The following is a 19,175-nucleotide window of genomic DNA, read 5'->3' as shown; positions in this document are numbered from 1 at the left end:
TTTTATTGTATAAGTGATATAATTAGCGTAGATAAAATTCACTGAAAGGAAGGTTATTTATGGAATTTTCAGATGTAATTAAAAACAGATATTCATGTAAAAAATTTAGCAGCGAACAAATAGGAAAAGATAAATTAGATGCTATCTTGGAAGCCGGAAGAGTAGCGCCTACAGCAAAGAATCTTCAGGAACAGCATATATATGTTGTACAATCTGAAAGTGGATTAGAGACTATTGATAAATTAACGCCTTGCCGATATAACGCACCTACAGTCCTAATTGTTGCTTTTAATAAAAATAATGTGTTCACTTACCCGGGAGATAAAAGAAACTCTGGAATAGAAGACGCAACTATCGTTGCAACCCATCTTATGTTAGCTGCATACAATGAAGGTGTTGACAGCTGCTGGATTAACTTCTTTAATCCTGATGAACTGGCAAAAGCTTTTAATTTACCAGAAGATGAGGAAATATTAATGCTTCTTGATATTGGTGTTGCTGACAAAACAACTACGCCTCTCCCTAATCATAACAGCAGAAAAGCATTAACAGAGACAGTATCGTTTATTTAATTAAAATTATATATGTCTTTTTGACTATCTTTTTATATCTTCTTAAATGTCCGCAAAGCCTTATTTTATCGGCTCTACGGGCATTTTTCTTTTGTGGTAAACCTCACATATCTAGGTCTATCTTCTTATATTTTCGCTATCAAGCGTGGTTAAAATCGTGGTAAATACTTCTTATGCGATTAGACGCTGAACCTCTGATTTTGCGGTATCTATGGACGTATGAGCATAGTAGTATGCAAGTCTTTTTATGAAAATAATTTTTAAAAATTATTGACAAGAAGCATTTCTTAGTTTAGTGTTTAACCGTAAGGTTAATTAACTTTTTGATTAAATGAAAGGGGTGTGAGTGTGGGAAGTGTTTTTAAAGCTATTAGTGACCCAACTAGACGAGAAATTTTGAAACTATTGAATGAGAAAGATTTAAGTGCTGGAGAAATAGCGGAACATTTTGACATATCGAAACCTGCTTTAACAAAACATCTGAATATCTTACGAGAAGCAGAGTTAGTTAGTTCAGAAAAGCAAGGAAACTTTGTCATTTATTCAATCAATGTAACAGTACTTCAACAAGCATTGTCTGGATTTATGTCTATTTTTGGAAAAAAGGAGTGATTTAGAAATGAAGAAATCAATTTTTATTTTAGATATATGTATATTTGGGTTATCTATCACAGCACTTCTGATCGCCTTTTTCAAAAATTTAAGCAATGTTAATTTCCTTATAGGAGCAGGTTTGATTAGTTTAATGGGTGTTGCGCAAACGAGAATGGCAGTTATTACAAATTTATCTAAAGATAATCCAAAAGTGAAAACAATGCGTCGTATGAATAGATTGACGGTAATATTGGCAGTTGCATTATATTTTGTTCCGCTAATAGATAATGATTTCATCGTCAACATTCCAACATCATTTATTTTTGTGGTTACCATTATGCTTTTTACTGGAAATGTTTCAACAAAACTTCCTTTAAATAAGTATATGGGATTACGATTACCTTGGACAACGACAGATGAAAAGACATGGAAAATTGCGAATAGATTATTAGGATATATTACATTTCCATTAGTTTTCATTATGTTGATTTTATATTTTATAACAGAGCAATCAGAGTGGGTTTTGTTCATTGGGCTTGTTATTTGGGTTGGAATTCCTACAATTTATTCTTTTATCAAACAAAAAAAAACAAATTAGGAGAGTGAACTATGATTAAAAAAATATTAAAAGATGTCTTAGGAGAAAATTTTACTGAGAATAATGAAAAGTATGCTAAAATCAATTTTATTATTGTTATTCTTATGTTTTTGGTTTCCGCAATTATGTTATTTTTCTTACCGGAGAAGATAAATATTTTGCATAATGGAGATACCTATTATCCTATCCCTAGTATTTTGGGAATATGGCTTGTTCCTGTTATTTCTTTGGTACTGAATTTTACTTTTATCAAGCAAAAAAAGTTATCATCATTAAATAGTATTATCATGGGATTACTTCTCATTGGAAGTACCATATATTATATTACTTTGATATAGTAAAGGATAAGACCAATGAAAAAAACACTTAACATCATTCTATTTGGAAGAAAAAAATCATATTTTGTCAAATGTACATTAACTTTAATTGGACTGTATCTAGGTGTTTTGTTTTGGTATTTTAATGTGGATTATCTAGGACAGCCAATACAAAATGCTTTAGTATTGGCTGTTTGTAGTTTGATTTGCATATCTGTTCTTGTAGCTTTGTATCGAATTCCAGAACAACTATGTGTAAATTCACAGATAGAAAAGTTACTATATTTTCCTGTTAATCCTACAAATATTATTTATATGGTTATAATTCGATTATTTAAAATACAAATATTGTCATTTATCTGCTGTTTTTTATCAAGTATATATTTTTTTAAGTGGAATATTTTACCGTTAATTTTAACTACCATATTATGTGCTTTGATATTGATAATAATTGATTTATTTATCTTTTCAATTTCTATTGTTATATCGACAGTTAGTGAAAAATATTGCGGATATATTTTACTTACTTTTCAATATGGTGGTTTTCTTTTTATAATGTGGGGGATTGTACGTTTACTTATATTTGCATTTGAAAAACCGCTGATGATAAATGGAATATACCATCTTTTTGAAAATAATTATTTGATAAGTGTTCTTATTTTTATAATGATTATATTTCTGAGTTATATATATACTATCAAAATAAGTGCATCATATTTTCTTAGGTGTTACCATTATTTAAATTGTTTTACCAAACCTAGATTTCATGCAAATATATCTAAGTATTTTAACAAAAATCCATATATTTTGAATGAATGGTGTCGAGTTTCAAGAAATAAGGAATTACTTTTTTACTCTAATTTAAAAAGTGTGATAACTGTGTATCTTTTGGTAAATCTTTTTTCAAAAAGAATATCTGGAAGTTATATAGAAATTCAAAGTGTACTAAAAATTCTTTTAATGGTATTATGCTGTGCTATGAATACAATTTCCAGCACATCATATACCAGTGATAAAAATATCTCATATTATAACCTATTTCCAGTCAAAAACAGTAGGATATTCTTTTCTAAGGTATTGATAAGCTCTGTTTTGAATGAAATTGTCATCATTTGTGCATGGATTGTTTGCAGTATTGGTAAAAATGGGCTATTTTTTGATATATCTTTATTGCTGTATGGTACATTTACGAATATACTTTGCTCTTTTATGGGAGTGTACTTTGACTATAAAATGCCCAGAACTGAAATCACACCTAATACATTATTACATGGGAATATGAGCAAGATATTTGTTTTAGTCATGATTGTGGCTTTAACAATTTTAGAAATGTATTTTTGGAAAAAATTTTCCTTTGTTAAATTTTCTATTGGATTATCAATGATGAATATCTTGATTTTATTATTGATAGGTGTGGTTATGTATATGAAAAGAGGTCTTTCAGATGATAGAAATAAATAATTTAAGTAAGTCTTATGGTATAAATAAAATTTTTGAAAATGAGAGCATTACATTAACTAATTCCTGTATATATGCTTTAGTAGGGGTAAATGGTATTGGAAAATCGACTTTTTTAAATTCGATTATCCAACCTAGCACATTGGATAAAGGAAGTGTAAAAATAGATGATATTCCTTCTACCGATTTTACAGCAAAATATCACTATGCTTTTGTTCCAGATACAAAGGATATGTTTTTAAATTTGACTGGAAAAGAATATTTACAATTTGTTAGTGAACTTTATAATCAAAAAGAAAAGTTTGATGAACTGCTTGCTATCTATATACCAAAATTGAAGTTGGAAAATTCATTAGAACAAACTATTTCCAGTTATTCTCTTGGAATGAAACAAAAAATATATCTTGCAGGAGCTTTCATGTCAAATGCTCAAAACATTATTTTGGACGAACCGTTTAATGCGATTGACCCAGAAAGTACTTCCATTATCAAAAAAATATTATTTGATTTAAAAGATACTGGAAAAATGATTTTATTTTCTGTTCATAATTTAGATTTAGTATCAAATTTCTGTGATAAAATTATTTTTATAGATAACAGACATAGCATTTTTGAGTGTAACAACCCACAAAACTTTGATGTATTAGAAAAAATATTTTTTGACAAATGTGTAATAAAAAAATAAATTTAATGACTTAGTGCTAGAATACTGGGAGAATTTTATGAAATGAATGAGAAAGAACTAACTTCTAGTTTTAAGGCTCTCTCTTGCGAAACTAGAAGAAAAATTATTTACCTTTTAAAAAGTAAATGCTTATGTGCCGGAGATATAGCCAAACATTTTGAACTCACTGGAGCTACTATTTCACATCACTTAAAAGTATTAGCAGAGGGAAATTTGATAACATCTAAAAAAGTGGGTTTAGAGATATACTATTCTCTCAACATTGAAAAATATAATGTATTGAGTAGGTGGTTTCAATTTCTGAATGATATAGAAAATTTCAAAGAGAAAGGGATAAAATGAACACTCCAAAATATCTAGAAATTGCAGAATTGCTTAGAATAGATATATTTGTAAAACATGCAAAAGAAAATCAACTAATTCCCGGTATCAGAAGATACGCTCAGATTTACAATGTCAATCCAAAGATTGGATTATTCTGATGTGGAATTTGAAAATATGATAACAGAAGAAGTTATAAAAAGGTAGGTGTTCTATTATGATTGGACTTAAAAAACGAGATATAAAAAGGCGTTAAAGTTTGAAATCAAATGAAGTAATCAACGGAATAAACAAAGAAAATATAGGGAGATGCACAGTTATTTGTGCTATCTCCCTTAGTCGTTTTATCATCATATCAAGGCTCATTCAATCGTGGTAAATCTGTGGTAAAATGAATATTTCCTATACCTCAAAATGTTTAAAAGTGTAGTGTTTATGCGGATAATCTAAAATTAAATATAAAATTTAAAATTACATAATATATACATTTATGAATATAATAAGCCCTATTTCATGCTTTCTCCCCAAAATTTGAATTGAGATTTCATATATTCCAAGGGATTTAATAACTGTTATATTTTATTATCAAATATCTCTCAATCCCTTGAAAACACAAAGTTTATCGCAGGTGAGCTTTCCCTTATTGTTTCCCTTGCGTTATATCGTCCCACCAGTGTTTACGAACTCTGATAAGGGCAAAAACAAGGGCAAGAAAATTATATAAAACAGTATAACACAAAATAAAAGTGACATTGTGAACTGATTGAAATGCTTCTATATTTTTATTGGTTTAAAGGAGACACAACATGAATACCATTTACGCAGAATACAACATGTACCACAACAGCATTGACATTTATACAATATTTATTGTGTCAGGCACCATTGTTTTCAAACTGCATAACATCATCCGGCGGATTCAGAGCATACAAAAGTCCATACGGCGAGCTGTATTCCCATTTCACTGGGATACTGACAAGCGCCGGGTGGACATCCTGCCAACATTCCAGTATTAAGAGAACATTCCCGGTTTCTATACAGCGGTTAAATACAGACATATCATAATATTTATTGTGTCAGGCACCATTGTTTTTTCATTCTCGGCATTGGAAGAACTTCTGCATATCTTCTGGTGAAAGAAGAACATTTCAGTTCCATTCCTCTGCCAGCAGGAAGTCACGAATATTGCGGTGTTTGATTCCATCTCGGCTCATATCCAGTTCGTCCATCGTTACAACGTATTTCGGGAAATTGTCACGAACACCGGCAAACGCCCCAAACTCACGCTGGATGGTTTCCTCCGAGGCAAGTAGATAGGAAACCTGAACATACAGCTTTTTCCCATGATCTTCACATACGAAGTCAATCTCCTTGTCAGAGACTTTCCCAACAGTCACAGAATAACCACGGCGCAGCAGCTCCATGTAGACAACATTTTCAAGGACAAGGTTAATGTCCTTCATGTTGCCACCGTACACGGCTTCCCGGACACCATGATCTGCAACATAGTATTTCTCGTTGACGGTCAGGATTTTCTTTCCCTGGAGGTCTTGGCGCTTCACCTGATAAAACAGGAATGCGTCCGTGCAGGCTTTGATGTAGTTCAGTACCGTTTCTGGTGAAACGGAGCGCCCTTCACTTTTCAGATACTTGGAAATGGCTGTGGAAGAAAAGGTAGTGCCGATGTTGGAAGTTATATAAGCAATAATTCTCTCCAGCATATCCACATCACGGATATTGTTTCGCTTGATAATATCTTTCAGCTCTACGGAGTTGAACAAGTCCCGCAAATACTGACGACTGGCGGCATCGTCGTAGCGAAGGTTGCTCAAATAGGGCATTCCTCCCAGCGTCAGATATTTTGTAAAGCATTGTCTTTCGTCTGCACCTTCGTAAACGGTGTGATACAGCTCCATAAACTCTCTGAATGAAAACGGGTAAATCACGAACTCCACATACCGTCCGGCAAGATAAGTGGCAAGCTCACCGGAAAGCAGCTTGGCGTTGGAACCGGTAATGTATATATCACAATCCAGCTCCACCCGGAAAGAGTTGATACATTTTTCCCAATCAGCCACCTCTTGGATTTCGTCGAAGAACAGATAAACCTTGCCGCTGATTTCTTTTGTTCTGCGAAGGATTTCATCATGCAATGCAACAGCCGTACAAAGGTGTGCATTGCTCATGTTCTCAAAATTCAGGGAAATAAACTGTTCTGGTTGGACCCCGTTTTGGGCAAGTTCCTCTTGGATCAGGCTCAGCATGACAGATTTTCCACTACGGCGAATCCCTGTCAGAACCTTTATCAGCTCATTTCCGATAAAAGGACGGATACGGCTCATATAAATTTCTCGTTTAATCATGTAGACCAGCCTCCCTTCTGAAACTGTCTATATGGTACCACGGCTATAACTGATTTTCAATACCGCAAATCCAGTTTTATCAGATATAATTGATAAAATACGAATTTCGACACAATCAGGCAGTTATACCGAGCGAAGTTTGGCTATGCGTTTTTATTGTGTCAGGCACCATTGTTTCATATTGAAATATAGTGTCTCTGTGCATGTTCTATATACCTCTGATTATATAATATTCAATTTATATAATCTCTCAAATGCTTTTTTATCAAAGTCTGCTTCTGTAATATATAGCTTTCTATCGCTATCAATGTCATTCTAACTCAATAGTCATATCAATTATACAATTAAAAGCAAAGATGCTGCTAACTGAATAACAACATCTTTGCTTGTTTAGAATGGGGATTATAAAATTTTAATGATAGTATACTGTGACATAAATATTTTTTAATGTTGCTGCTGCAACAGTTCCCGTTGAATACCTTGTAGATTCAAATTGAACATAATAATTTCCAACAGGGCTTAAATTATAATTGCCAAAATCTGCAAAAGTAAGAGAACTATTCCAACTTTTGCTGTCTGTATATCTGTCAAATGTGCCATCTCCATTATCCTCATCTTTAGCAACAAATAATTCGATGTTTCCACTACTTCCACTACTTTTTGTGGATGTAACCACTATTTTACTGATTGTGGAGCCTGACGGAACAGATGTGCTGCTGATTGTAAAAGAACCAAGAGCGGAAGTTGCCACTGTATCATTTGTTCCAAAAAAGGAATTTAACATTCCAACAGAATGTCGTGATGATCCAGAAGTTAATGCTGTCGGAGTTATTTCAAATGTCATTGTTTTCTCCGTCTCCGAATAATTTTCCTGAGTTTCTGCCGCAAAAGCTGTGACATTCATTGTAAAAAGCATGACAACACATACAATAATAGAAAAAAAACGTTTTCTCATAATGAATCTACCCCCATACTTTATGTAATCATCCCCATCTAAATATACTAAATTGAAAAATCAAATCTTCCACCGATTTTATTATCCTCTGGTTTGATAGAATTCCATTCAATATTTTTAATTTTATCCAAAAGTTCATCTTTTGAATTTGCTTGAACAGTAGCTTTTTTTACTTCAATTTGCTTTAATTGTTCCTTTTTCTTCGCCTCTTTCTTCTCCGCAGCTTTCTTTTCCTGAATTTTTTCAAGATATTCTTTCTGACTAGCTGATGTTTTTTCTAATTGAGCAAAGAATGTTGTAGTTCCATCACTATTAAAAGAAATACCAAACTTTGTTATTTTTGTATCAGTATCTGCACTGTTTTCTATTCCGTTTGTCTTACCAAATGCTCTTTCAAATCCAAACTGAGCATTGATTTCATCCGACATACGCAAAGCACCTTCAATACTATGCATCTTTTCAGCATAATATTTGGGATCGGATGCCATCTTCTCCATTTCTTCCTTTGAGAAAATAACCGTAAACTCTTTATCACTTTGTGCTAAAATATCTTTAGCATTATCACCATTTTCAAAATCTGCAACCATAAAGTCCATATCTGTTCTTGAGCCACGCATATCTTTAAGCATTTTTTGTGCCTCTTTACTTAGATTTTTTTCGGCTATACTTTCTGTCACATTTTTCTTGACCTTATCATTTTCTGTTGTTTTCGCTGTTTCTTTTTTCTTATCTACTGTACCTGCCTTGTAGGTATTCTGATAACTTCCATAAACAGTACCCGTTGTATTCACATTCATTGACATATCCTTTGTCCTCCTTCTCTGAATCCGTTCTTTATTATTTATTGTTTCTAATATTATATATCGGCTTTATTCCGAAAACTATAATCCTCCCTGTTATTTTTATCCCATGATTATTGAAAATCTAAAATTTGAAATTCACTCTTAAATCAGATTATGCATTAAATATTATTGCTATTGACAAACCACCTAAATATGAATTAAAAGATACTTCTTGCTCAACAGAAAAAAGCAGCCTATTGCAAGTTTATTGTGTCAGGCACCAATTGTTCCAATGCAATTTCGGCATTTTTATCGCAAACGAAGCGGCAGAAGAAAACCTGAAAAAGAAACGGGATGGCAGCAACAAGTATCTCTATGAACTTGACTTTTCTTCAGCATTAAAAACAGCCAGAAAGTTCTTCATGCGCAGGGATTCTGGAAGGCACATCGATATTATCCGGCTGATGATGAAATATGTCCACGCAGTGAAAGACAGGTTCCGGCAGTTTCAACGGCCTCTCCGTGGAATCAGCGCAATTCATTTTGGATATCGGTAAGTTCTGCAACTGAATATCCTTCTTTTTGGCAGATGGACAGCATCTGTCTTTTTGGCATACCTGTTTTTGGCTTTTTGAGTTCAAAATATCGGATATTTGACAACAACTGAGCTATCGAACAAAACTTCGAACAACTGACTTAATGGCATTGCCATTGTTTTTCCATTTGTTCCTTTGATGAATCTTCTTTTTTATCTTCTTCACCAGTTCCTGAATCTTCTGGAAAGATTCTTCGCTGATTGTATGTTCCATCCGGCATGCATCATGATTTGCAGTTTCTGGAGATACCCTATCAGTTCTAAGAATTTATTAAGAAATTCTGCCGTTCTCCATTTCATATACTACATCGGCCACGTTCATTGTGGATACTCTGTGGGATACCAGGACAACCGTTTTCTTCTTGGCCGATTCTTTCAATGATTTTAAAATGATTCCCTCGTTTAAAGAGTCGAGGTTCGATGTAGGCTCATCGAGCAGGATCAGAGGGCATTCATGGAGAAATGCTCTTGCAATTCCGATTCTCTGTTTTTCACCACCGGACAGCGTATCACCCAGTTCTCCGACTTCTGTATCATATCCTTTCGGAAGTGTCATTATGAAATCGTGGATAGACGCTTTCTTTGCAGCTTCCATAATCTCTTCTCTGGATGCTCCCGGCTTTGCGATTGCGATATTGTTTGCAATCGAATCATGGAACAGGTGCGTTTCCTGTGTGACATAACTTTCCATATCTCTCAAATGCTTGGTCGGAATCTTGCGGACATCTGTACCGTCTACCGATACACTTCCATCCTGCACATCCCAGAACCGCATCAGCAGTTTTAAGAGCGTAGATTTTCCGGAGCCGCTCGCACCATGAATCCCTGTGATTTTACCCGGCTGTAATTTCAGTGAATAGTTATCTAAAATAACCTCATTATCATAAGCAAATGTTACATGCTCTGCCTCTGCTCCTGTAAATTCATGTTCCATGCTCTCTGCACCGGAAGTTTCCACGTCACCCGGAATTTCTTCCACAAGCGGTGTCTCTTCCAGAAGAGAAAGAACACGCTCACCACTTGCCAGTGTCTGGTTCAGGTTATTGGAAAGGCTTGATAATGCTACTACCGGTCCGAAAGAACCCATCATTGCGATGGTGCAGGTTAAGATTCCCTCGAATCCCATCGCACCTTTGTCGTACAGCCAGATCGTCAGTGCAAGCATTCCAAAAGATGCAAGCAGGATAACCATGTTCGTAAATGAACGCTGTGAGCCTTCCATTTTGCTTAATGACTCCTGCATTCCTGCAAGATTTTTGGAATGCTCAGACATCTGCTCTTTTCTCTTTTCACCCTGTCCGTACTGGATGGTCTCGTCCAGTCCACGTAAAGAATCCAGAACAAAACTGTTCAGTTCTCCGAAGTTTGTCCGAAATTCCATTCCCTTCTGGCTTCCACGTTTTCCATTCCACATCGGGATGACAACACCGACAATCAGATAAGCTACCAGAGCAATCACTCCTGCCAGCCAGTGATATCTTCCGATAAAAATCACCATAATAATTGAGGTCAGCGTTGCAATCGCAATCGGAGAAATGGTATGTGCATAGAACACTTCCAGTAATTCGATATCGGTTGTAATAATCGAGATCAGATTTCCCTTATCCCGTCCTTCCAATTTTGCAGGGCAGAGCTTTCTCAGTGCCGCAAACACTTTGTGACGGATGATTGCCAACAACTTAAATGCGATAAAATGATTACAATACTGTTCCACATAATGCAGGATTCCACGAAGCACTGCAATTACGATCATGACTGTAATAATCGTTTTTACTGGAGTAAATACCCGCCACATATTGTCCACCGGAACAATCATTCCGGCTACTCCTGTCAGAAGACCATGCATGATAACCTGTCCTGCCAGTATCGTCAGGAAGATTGCACATAAATAACCCAATGTTCCAAGGATGATTGCTGCCAGCATGATATGGAGCAAGGGTTTTACCAGACCAATCAGACTTCCCATGATCTGGATGGCACTTCTGCGTTTTGTTGTATTCGTATTTTCACTCATTATGCCATTCCTCCTTTTCCATAGTTTTCCAGTGCCATCTGGCTTTCATACAGATGTCTGTACGCACCATTCTGGCTCATCAGTTCGACATGCTTTCCGCTTTCTTTGATTTCTCCGTCTTTTAAGAAATAGATCTTGTCAGACTTCACGACATTTGCCAGTCTGTGGGAGATCAGAAGTACCGTCTTTGTCTTTGCCAGTTCGTGAATCACATTCATGATTAGTTCTTCACTTTCTACATCGATATTGGATGCAGCTTCATCAAAAATATAAACCGCACTGTCTGTCCGAAGCAATGCTCTGGCAATTACCAGTCTCTGACACTGACCGCCGGACAGGTTGCTTGCTTTTTCCAACAACTGTGTCTGCAAGCCATCCTGTGTTTGTAAGAACCCTAAGAGATTCACTTTCTGAAGGACAGCTTCCATCTCTTCTTTCGTTGCGTCCGGTTTTGCCATCTTCAGATTTTCTTCTACTGTACCTTTGAACAGGTAGCTGTTATGGCGAACCAGAACAACCCTCTGCATCAGATTGGTTTCATTCACTTCATTAAGCGGTACGCCACCGATGATGATTTCTCCGTTATATCCCCGGTTCTTTGCTGCAAGGATTCCGGCAATCGTACTCTTACCACATCCGGATTCACCAACCAGTGATACAAAACTTCCTGCCGGAAGATTTAAGCCTATTCCTTTTAAAATCTCTCTGTCCTCTTCATAAGAAAAGTGCACATCTTTTAATGTAACATCTAACGCTCCATCCGGCAGTGTTTTTTCTCCAGCCTGTGGTTCCGGCAAATCTAAATTTGAAAACCACAATTTTATAAGTGGTTATTAACCCCCACAGGGTTTTAATAAAATCCTCCAAAAGCCTTGAAAATAAAGGATTTATCGCAAAATGCTCACCTTAACTTATTATACGATTTCACACTGTTTTATTCTTCCCTTGGAAGCTGATAAGGGTAAACACAAGGGCAAGAAAATCTGATAACAAGATATAACAGAATGTGGCAATCGGAGAACTGTGACGTATGTGCGAATATATTATACTGGAGGATTTATTATATGGACAAGTACATTTTGAAAGTATGGAGGGGATTACGGAATGAGATTACTTTTATTCTTAGTCCGACAGAGAAATGGGGAACCAAAACAGAGTATACAAAGCTTAAAAAGTTTTTACATAAAGATGGCTATTTGCGAATTGCACCGGAAGTGTATATGCGGATAGTGCAAAACCGGAAAGCATCCGAAAAACATTTCAGACGAATAGAAGAATATGCACCTAAAACCGGAACGGTGAGACTTTTACGCTTAACAGAGAAGCAATATAATAATATATATTTGGTGACGGGTGAACCGGATTATCAAGAAAAAATAGTTGGAACAAATAGTCATATTATGCAAAAATATGATTTGTAACAGAGCACTTATCTATGTTTAGAAAATAAATAAAACATTGCACTAAATATAGTGGTTGAATGCCCCTCCAAAAATGGTGTATCGTTCAACTAGACTAAATTATTGATAAAAAATGATATGGTGTTAGTAATATTTATGTGGTACACTAGAAAAAAGGAGGTGATAAAAATGGAAGGCAAGTTTAATATTTGGCAAAAATGCTTAGAAATTGTATGTTTTGTATTGATTCTGGCATCTAGTATATATAAAGGACTTTTTTGTGATGGAGATATGGGTGTAGTAATTACTTTGTCCTTTGTTGCAATTTTATTATTTATAATTTTTTCAATTGCAGCGTTATTTCCAGCAACATGGAGAATGACTGATCGAGAGAAAGAGAAAATTAGTGATTTAAAACGATACCAAGAGAAATACACTAGTATATTTGTTATTGTAAATTTAGTGTTGAGTATTTTTATGGCTTGGCTAATGTTAGTAATAGGATGATGCGTTGTTATAAAAATAGAAAATAGAGGAAATGATGAGATATTATTGTATAAAACAGCACGACATTACTGATTGTGGTGTCGCATGTCTTGCGACCATTTGTAAACAGAATGGTTACAAGATAGGTATTACCCAGATTCGTGAAGTTGCAGGAACAGATAAACAGGGAACTAATGCATATGGTGTAATTAAAGCAGCAGAGCACTTGGGTTTTAGTGCAAAGGGAGTAAAAGGGAATAAGGAATCATTCTTTTCAGAGTTTCCCTTGCTCTGCATTGCTGTTGAATGCCCCTCCAAAAATGGTGTATCTTCAACTTTCATGAACAGAATAATGAAGACAATAAATAAATCAAATTTAAGTGGAAAATATATAAGATAGTAAAATGTTACTCCCGTTTCTTTTGTTTTTCTCCCAAAATATATTATAATTGGTAGAAAAATGTAACGTTTGGGAGAAACACGCAACAAAAACTGGAAAGAAGACCAGTGCTTACGACATTGTAAAGTCATTCACAGAAAATACGCTTGGAAAGTTTTCAAAACAGGATGCCTTACTTTCATGTCCTAGCCTTAGCAGTTCCTCTGTTAAATCTGCACTAAAAAACTTGTAGAAGAAGGAGCTATTATTAAAACCGGAGTCGGACGCAAGACTATGTATATGAGAAACATCAATTAATACATTTATTATGTATCATACTAAAATATCATTATATTCTTGCGTTTAGTTTATACCCATGATAACTTCATATTATATCAGTAATTCCTATTTATTCTCTTGTTGAGAATTTGTCATTTGTATGGACTTGTGACATACAAATCAGGAGCTATTTATTCAGCATGTATTAGCACGGATTTTCCGTGCTTTTTTTATTGCTTAAATCCATGCTGATTATATAGAAAATTATTAAGCCAAAGGCTAGAAAAGGAGGTTGTCTATGAACAAAACTATTCAGGGAAAATCACAAAAGGATATCTTTTTTGAATTATCAGGCATTTTAAAACTTGAAGATTACAAATTCAAAGAAGATACCACCCATCAGGCTTATTTCCCATCAGCAACAGTTTTTAATAAGGTCCGAGATCTATTGGGCTTTAATTTGGAAACTGAAGCTATTCCTTTGCCAAACGGAAAACTATTCGATGTAACAAAGGAATGTAATCAGGTTGTGGTATCTGCATTAGTAAGGACTACCATTAAATATGATGATGGTGGGCATTTTTCGCATTATAAAAATTCTAATTAAATGTCATCTGTTTGATGCTTACCTTTTAGGTGTCCTTACGAAGGATATTAAGATATTCAATATATGAATAAATCTTAGCCTTTCCCGATTTATCTGTTTGCTCCAATATTTCATCATCAATCAGGATGGAAACTACCTTTGCCACAGTATTATACGACATTTCAAGTGCAGTAGCAGTTTTCTGAATATCAATAATAGGATTAGATTCCAAATAGGCAAATACTTTAAGGGCACTGGTACGCTGTCTCTTTGTTAAAGCATTAAATAACTTTAAGTTTTTATCATGTAATTCAGTAAGTCGGTCAATTGTATGGATTGCATCCTCCGCAGAATCTGCAAATGCCTGAAGGAAAAAAGAAATCCATTGCTCATAATCACCAGTACGTCGTACCTGAGTCATACGATCATAATATTCTATACGATTCATCTTTAGGTAATATGAAATATAAAGTGCCGGAGTTGACAAAATACCTTTTTCCATCAAGAAAAGTGTAATGAGTAGTCGTCCTACACGTCCATTGCCATCAAGAAATGGGTGTGTGGTTTCAAACTGGTAGTGAATTAAGGCTGCCTGAATCAATGGATCGAGGGTATCATCACTATTTATATATTTTTCAAGATCAGACATGGCAGTTAACATATCTTCCGGGTTTGGTGGAATATATCTGGCATTCTTAAGAGTACTTCCCTGTCCGCCAATCCAGTTTTGCGAATATCGGAATTCCCCAGGATTTTTTTCCTGTCCTCGCGCACTTTCCAAAAGAACTGCGTGAGTCTCTTTAATTAAACGGTTGCACAGAGGCAATGTTTTTAGTCGCTCAAGTGCAAATTCAGTTGCACGAATATAGTTGACAACATCAGAAACATCTCTATTAGTGTTATTTTCAATAAGAGGATTCAAGATATCCTCAAGAGTACACTGTGTGCCTTCAATCTGCGAAGAAAGAAGTGCTTCTTTTCTAACATACATGGAAACGAAAAGCCCCATGTTAGGTATACGAGATGATAATCCTTCAAGTGTTGCTATTTTCTTATTAGCATCAATAAGTTTCGTAAGAAGCTCTCCAGATATCTCAATAGGAGGATTGGGTGGAAGAGGAGCCGGGCGAAAAGAATCATAAGCCATTTCGCCTGATAGATTACTTACAAATGTTCCAGCTCTATTTGTCATGATTGTTTCCTTTCCTCCGAAAAACGGAAAATGAAATTTCTAATGTTATTTTAGCATGGAATTTTCATTTTTTCAAATTATAATGAAAATATATTGCGATAGAAATTTCATAAAATTGCTTTTTCATGAAATTTCATAGATAAAACTGCACTGGAAAATTCAAGTTAATCACTTCTTTATTATTAAATCCTATCTGGATTTAACACATAAGTTCTTATCTATTAATTATAATCTACCATATTGCATTGAAAATACACCCTTTATATCCTTAAATGATTACATTGCAAGTATTTCATTTGATACTGATGAAGTCAAATGCTTCTATCCCACTGTTGGAAAAATTCCTAAAGAATGCATTGATTTTACAGTAATTGATGAGGTTCTTATTCCCAAGAGATCATTTGTATATTCAGAATTGATGATACTGACTGTCGCATTAGCGACATTGTCGACCTTAGATTTTTAGATTTGAATGCGTTTTCAGAACTTTTTAATGCATTTGATTCAATTAATTCACATTAATGAAATTACATATTGCATTATCATACTAGAGACAGATTAGATAACAAACTATTCATATACTATATAAGATTATTGATATCAATATTCATATAAATGTGGTAATATAATAGTGTAATTATATTAGTATTATCTAGTAATGATAATAACTCATATTAAGAAGACATATGTTATATTTATATGTCTGAAAGATGTCTTTGGTAAAAATCTTCCAATCTACACATTTAACAATATCTGTGAACAGGACCACTCCTTGACACTTGGTGATGAAGCAACAAAGGTAATTGTAAATGCAGAAGGTTCAAGGGACGATTTATCTGAGAATATGCGTAGTTTCTTGGATTCTCTGATTGAAAAAAAGGCAACGAAGGAACAGACAGAGGCAATAACACAGACAGAAGGCAACATAAGGGTTGCGTCAGTTCCAGGTTCGGGAAAAACATTTGTACTTACATATAGAATAGCATATCTCATAACAGAACTGTTTGTTGAGCCATCATCTATTGTGGCGCTTACATTTACAAACAAGGCAGCTTCGCAGATGAAGCACAGATTATGGAAGATAAAAAATATTCACTGGGTGGGTTTACATTTGATACGCAGCAGGAATATGAGCGGGCAAAAGTTGAATTGCAGGTTATTCTTAAGATTAAACAAAAATATGATATTAATAATCCAGAGGATGCCAAAAATGTTTTGGATGCCGTGAATAAAAAAGGAGATGTGTTTAAGTCATCAGTTGGAAAAGCATTTATTAATAAGTTAAAAAGAGTGTCAAAGAATGAAAATGAAATACATGTACAAAAACCAGTACCAGAACAAAAAGTAAGATATAAGCAGGAAGAAAAAGGTCAGGATAGAGTAATTATCCCTATTATAGCAGAAGGAAAGAAAAAATCTGATATAAAATATCATATTATATTTTTTATGACTTTTTTATTTGCGGCAATCGGACCCTATATTCCAAATGGAGGAGAAGCTTTTGGTGCTGCTGTTGCATTTACTTTTTTGTTGGTAATTGGAATTGCAAGTATACGAAAAATAAAGAAGAACAAGAAAAAAGCTGATGAGTATATATATAATCATTTAACGGATGAAGAAAAAGAAAAATTTGAAAACAAGAAAATTAAGGATAAAGAGTTTGCTGATAATTCAAGATATATAATAAAAATTTTGATGTTTATTCTAATGATAGTGTTTCCGCCATTATTAGTTATATTTATTATTTTTATGCTTGTTGTTAAGTCATCATCTAAGATTAAATGGTTAATCCACAACTGGAAATCAGGAGTGATGAATGTAATGTATTATATTGCACTGGCTATGGCAGAAGCGACACCAATTGTAGCGGCATATTATTTTAATATACAGATTTCAATAATAACAGTGCTTGTTTCAGCAATATTAATTTCAGTAATAACATATGCTATAATCAGGGCAACACATAAGAGTCAGTTTTATCTTGCTATGAGAAATATAGCCATGTATCCGATTGTAATCTTACTTACATTATTACCATTTGCGTTAACGGGAGCAATGGCATATATAGGATATACAGCGAAAACTGCAGTTAATAATGCAAATGGTGGTGGTAATCCATATGGCGGAACCGGACCTGATTTTGTATATGGCAATCCACCTGTATATCAGGTATCAGGATACAGCTATTACAATAGTCATGGCACATTTGTTGTAGTAGGACCAAGTATGAGAACAATGCCAGATGCATCTGTATATAATAATTTGAGTTATAAAGGATAGATTTTAAGATAAGGAGACACACAATGAAAAGCACATTAATAAAAGACACAACTAAATCAGAAAGAATCCAGTTAATAAAGGAATGGGAAGAAACAGAAGGCTGCGAGAGCAGCGGAATAGATTTGATGACATATTTTAAAGACTACATTGACGGGGTGAAAGAGATTTCAGAAGTCAATGCAGCCTTTAATGCAAGATATGTCTCAGAAATACCAGACAATGACTCATCAATGAGTTGTGGTATGGGTATGAGAAGATAATATTTGGTTTATTAATAAATTGTAAAATTAGTCAAGATAATCAGAATCATCAAGTGTGTTGAGTTCTTCATGTTCAATTGTAACAGACTGGTGAGTTTTACGGTATTTTAAAGGGGTTACAGTCATTATTTTTTTAAATATTCTTTCGAAATATGACGCACTTTCAAAACCAAGCTCAGCAGCAACATCTGATATACTGAGATTAGAGGATTCGAGAATCTGGGTGGCTTTCTTAATGCGGAGAGTATTAACATATTCGGTGATAGTAAATCCAGTGTATTCTTTAAATATGCGGCACATATAATATTTGCTCATAAAGAGCTCGTCTGAGATAGTATCAAGGGCGAGCTCTTTTGTGTAGTTAGCTTCAAGATAGGCACTTATGTTAGAGGCAGATAATTCTTTTGGGCTATTAATTACAGCATGTATCTGCGTACTGTCATGTTTCAGGGAGAGCAGTTTATACAGCCAGTATATAGTTGCAATTTCCACCCTTGACTGATATCCACTGTTCTTTTTGGTTAATTCATGTCTTAAATCCCTGTATAGATTAAGAAATGCTATACGCTGGTCTTCATTGAGGTGGTATATGCCATAATTATTATGAAAGTAATTAACAAGATTAAGACCAGGATACTTTTTGTCAAAATCACACATCTTTTCATAATCAATGTAAAGAATAACACGGTTGTAGCCTTTATCCTCATCTGATATTGAGCATGTAGTATGAACCAGATTGGTATCAAGTATTGCAATATCTCCAGCATAAGCATTATAGCTTTTGTTATCGAAGAAAAACTGGCGCTCTCCTTCAATTATGTAGAATATCTCATACTGGTTGTGAAAATGCTTCACATTCATATTGAACCGGCTATAACGGATAAGCTGTTCTACGGATATTCCATCGCATTTGCCAAAAAAAGTGATTTTATTATCTGCCATACAATACCTCACAATTAATTATTATTAATTAAAAAGTATAGAGCAATATATTTAAAAAATCAAACATATATAGCAATATTGTTCAAGAAAAGTAATATTTTGCGGTGATATAATCCA

At 34.4% G+C, this 19,175-nt stretch carries 21 protein-coding genes and 3 pseudogenes; 15 read left to right on the top strand and 9 right to left on the bottom strand.

The window, feature by feature from the left end; all coding sequences use genetic code 11:
* Window positions 1-59: 59 nt before the first annotated feature.
* From EUBELI_RS11525 to EUBELI_RS11495, 7 genes are all read left to right on the top strand, one after another.
* Window positions 60-572: a nitroreductase family protein gene (locus EUBELI_RS11525; RefSeq protein WP_012740528.1), complete on the top strand. Its 513-nt coding sequence runs from the start codon at window positions 60-62 to the stop codon at window positions 570-572.
* Window positions 573-914: 342 nt separating this feature from the next.
* Window positions 915-1,184, top strand: coding sequence for an autorepressor SdpR family transcription factor (locus tag EUBELI_RS11520; protein WP_012740527.1), 270 nt, complete (start codon window positions 915-917; stop codon window positions 1,182-1,184).
* A gap of 7 nt (window positions 1,185-1,191) precedes the next feature.
* Window positions 1,192-1,764 (top strand): SdpI family protein, encoded by a 573-nt coding sequence (locus EUBELI_RS11515; RefSeq protein WP_012740525.1) that lies wholly within the window; start codon window positions 1,192-1,194, stop codon window positions 1,762-1,764.
* 11 nt (window positions 1,765-1,775) lie between these two features.
* Window positions 1,776-2,102, top strand: coding sequence for a hypothetical protein (locus EUBELI_RS11510; protein WP_012740524.1), 327 nt, complete (start codon window positions 1,776-1,778; stop codon window positions 2,100-2,102).
* A gap of 15 nt (window positions 2,103-2,117) precedes the next feature.
* Entirely contained in the window at window positions 2,118-3,542 is a 1,425-nt protein-coding gene (locus tag EUBELI_RS11505) for a hypothetical protein (protein WP_012740523.1), read from the top strand.
* Complete coding sequence (locus EUBELI_RS11500) at window positions 3,526-4,224, top strand: ATP-binding cassette domain-containing protein (protein WP_012740522.1); 699 nt, start codon at window positions 3,526-3,528, stop codon at window positions 4,222-4,224. The genes EUBELI_RS11505 and EUBELI_RS11500 overlap by 17 nt, the downstream gene beginning before the upstream one ends.
* 42 nt (window positions 4,225-4,266) lie before the next feature.
* Complete coding sequence (locus EUBELI_RS11495; RefSeq protein ID WP_012740521.1) at window positions 4,267-4,566, top strand: metalloregulator ArsR/SmtB family transcription factor; 300 nt, start codon at window positions 4,267-4,269, stop codon at window positions 4,564-4,566.
* Window positions 4,567-5,420: 854 nt separating this feature from the next.
* Here the strand turns inward: EUBELI_RS11495 and EUBELI_RS14895 are convergent.
* The 4 genes and pseudogenes from EUBELI_RS14895 to EUBELI_RS11480 all read right to left on the bottom strand — a co-directional run.
* Window positions 5,421-5,615, bottom strand: a pseudogene (locus EUBELI_RS14895) (LysR family transcriptional regulator); the annotation flags it as partial.
* A gap of 78 nt (window positions 5,616-5,693) precedes the next feature.
* Complete coding sequence (locus EUBELI_RS11490; protein WP_008116575.1) at window positions 5,694-6,908, bottom strand: ATP-binding protein; 1,215 nt, start codon at window positions 6,906-6,908, stop codon at window positions 5,694-5,696.
* A gap of 412 nt (window positions 6,909-7,320) precedes the next feature.
* Complete coding sequence (locus tag EUBELI_RS11485; protein WP_008116573.1) at window positions 7,321-7,863, bottom strand: hypothetical protein; 543 nt, start codon at window positions 7,861-7,863, stop codon at window positions 7,321-7,323.
* A 47-nt stretch (window positions 7,864-7,910) separates the two neighbouring features.
* Entirely contained in the window at window positions 7,911-8,666 is a 756-nt protein-coding gene (locus tag EUBELI_RS11480) for a DUF6033 family protein (protein WP_171029228.1), read from the bottom strand.
* Between the two features lie 128 nt (window positions 8,667-8,794).
* Between EUBELI_RS11480 and EUBELI_RS11475 the strand changes: the two genes are divergently transcribed.
* Window positions 8,795-9,202, top strand: a complete 408-nt coding sequence (locus EUBELI_RS11475; RefSeq protein ID WP_012740519.1) for a hypothetical protein — start codon at window positions 8,795-8,797, stop codon at window positions 9,200-9,202.
* Between the two features lie 111 nt (window positions 9,203-9,313).
* Here EUBELI_RS11475 and EUBELI_RS14070 read toward each other — a convergent pair whose 3' ends face one another.
* From EUBELI_RS14070 to EUBELI_RS11465, 3 genes and pseudogenes are all read right to left on the bottom strand, one after another.
* A complete protein-coding gene (locus EUBELI_RS14070) occupies window positions 9,314-9,508 on the bottom strand; it encodes an iron dependent repressor, metal binding and dimerization domain protein (RefSeq protein WP_118142279.1) in 195 nt (64 codons plus the stop codon).
* A 3-nt stretch (window positions 9,509-9,511) separates the two neighbouring features.
* Window positions 9,512-11,254, bottom strand: coding sequence for an amino acid ABC transporter ATP-binding/permease protein (locus EUBELI_RS11470; protein WP_012740517.1), 1,743 nt, complete (start codon window positions 11,252-11,254; stop codon window positions 9,512-9,514).
* Window positions 11,254-12,066, bottom strand: a pseudogene (locus EUBELI_RS11465) (ATP-binding cassette domain-containing protein); the annotation flags it as partial. The pseudogene EUBELI_RS11465 and the gene EUBELI_RS11470, both read right to left, overlap by 1 nt.
* A gap of 252 nt (window positions 12,067-12,318) precedes the next feature.
* Between EUBELI_RS11465 and cas2 the strand changes: the two are divergent.
* The 4 genes and pseudogenes from cas2 (at window position 12,319) to EUBELI_RS11445 (ending at window position 14,405) form a co-directional block, all read left to right on the top strand.
* Complete coding sequence (cas2, locus tag EUBELI_RS11460) at window positions 12,319-12,675, top strand: CRISPR-associated endonuclease Cas2 (protein WP_012740515.1); 357 nt, start codon at window positions 12,319-12,321, stop codon at window positions 12,673-12,675.
* A gap of 168 nt (window positions 12,676-12,843) precedes the next feature.
* Complete coding sequence (locus tag EUBELI_RS11455) at window positions 12,844-13,161, top strand: P-loop NTPase family protein (protein WP_022097868.1); 318 nt, start codon at window positions 12,844-12,846, stop codon at window positions 13,159-13,161.
* A 31-nt stretch (window positions 13,162-13,192) separates the two neighbouring features.
* Window positions 13,193-13,441 (top strand): annotated as a pseudogene (locus EUBELI_RS11450) (cysteine peptidase family C39 domain-containing protein); the annotation flags it as partial.
* 655 nt (window positions 13,442-14,096) lie between these two features.
* The gene (locus tag EUBELI_RS11445; protein ID WP_012740512.1) at window positions 14,097-14,405 is read left to right on the top strand and encodes a hypothetical protein; all 309 of its coding nucleotides are present in this window, start codon (window positions 14,097-14,099) and stop codon (window positions 14,403-14,405) included.
* Between the two features lie 25 nt (window positions 14,406-14,430).
* On the opposite strand, the gene EUBELI_RS11440 is transcribed toward EUBELI_RS11445, so the two are convergent.
* Window positions 14,431-15,576: a Fic family protein gene (locus EUBELI_RS11440; RefSeq protein WP_012740511.1), complete on the bottom strand. Its 1,146-nt coding sequence runs from the start codon at window positions 15,574-15,576 to the stop codon at window positions 14,431-14,433.
* Window positions 15,577-16,234: 658 nt separating this feature from the next.
* Between EUBELI_RS11440 and EUBELI_RS14755 the strand changes: the two genes are divergently transcribed.
* The 3 genes from EUBELI_RS14755 to EUBELI_RS11425 are packed head-to-tail and all read left to right on the top strand — an operon-like array spanning window position 16,235 to window position 18,116.
* Complete coding sequence (locus EUBELI_RS14755) at window positions 16,235-16,804, top strand: UvrD-helicase domain-containing protein (RefSeq protein ID WP_012740510.1); 570 nt, start codon at window positions 16,235-16,237, stop codon at window positions 16,802-16,804.
* Entirely contained in the window at window positions 16,801-17,856 is a 1,056-nt protein-coding gene (locus tag EUBELI_RS15000) for a hypothetical protein (protein WP_012740509.1), read from the top strand. The genes EUBELI_RS14755 and EUBELI_RS15000 overlap by 4 nt, the downstream gene beginning before the upstream one ends.
* A gap of 23 nt (window positions 17,857-17,879) precedes the next feature.
* Entirely contained in the window at window positions 17,880-18,116 is a 237-nt protein-coding gene (locus tag EUBELI_RS11425; protein WP_012740508.1) for a hypothetical protein, read from the top strand.
* Window positions 18,117-18,143: 27 nt separating this feature from the next.
* Here EUBELI_RS11425 and EUBELI_RS11420 read toward each other — a convergent pair whose 3' ends face one another.
* On the bottom strand, window positions 18,144-19,058 hold the full coding sequence (locus EUBELI_RS11420; protein WP_012740507.1) for an AraC family transcriptional regulator: 915 nt from the start codon (window positions 19,056-19,058) through the stop codon (window positions 18,144-18,146).
* Window positions 19,059-19,175 lie beyond the last annotated feature (117 nt).

The organism is [Eubacterium] eligens ATCC 27750, from assembly GCF_000146185.1.
Classification (GTDB): Bacteria; Bacillota; Clostridia; order Lachnospirales; family Lachnospiraceae; genus Lachnospira; species Lachnospira eligens.
Note: the sequence above shows the minus strand (reverse complement) of the source record. Positions and strands in the feature narration are given on the sequence as shown.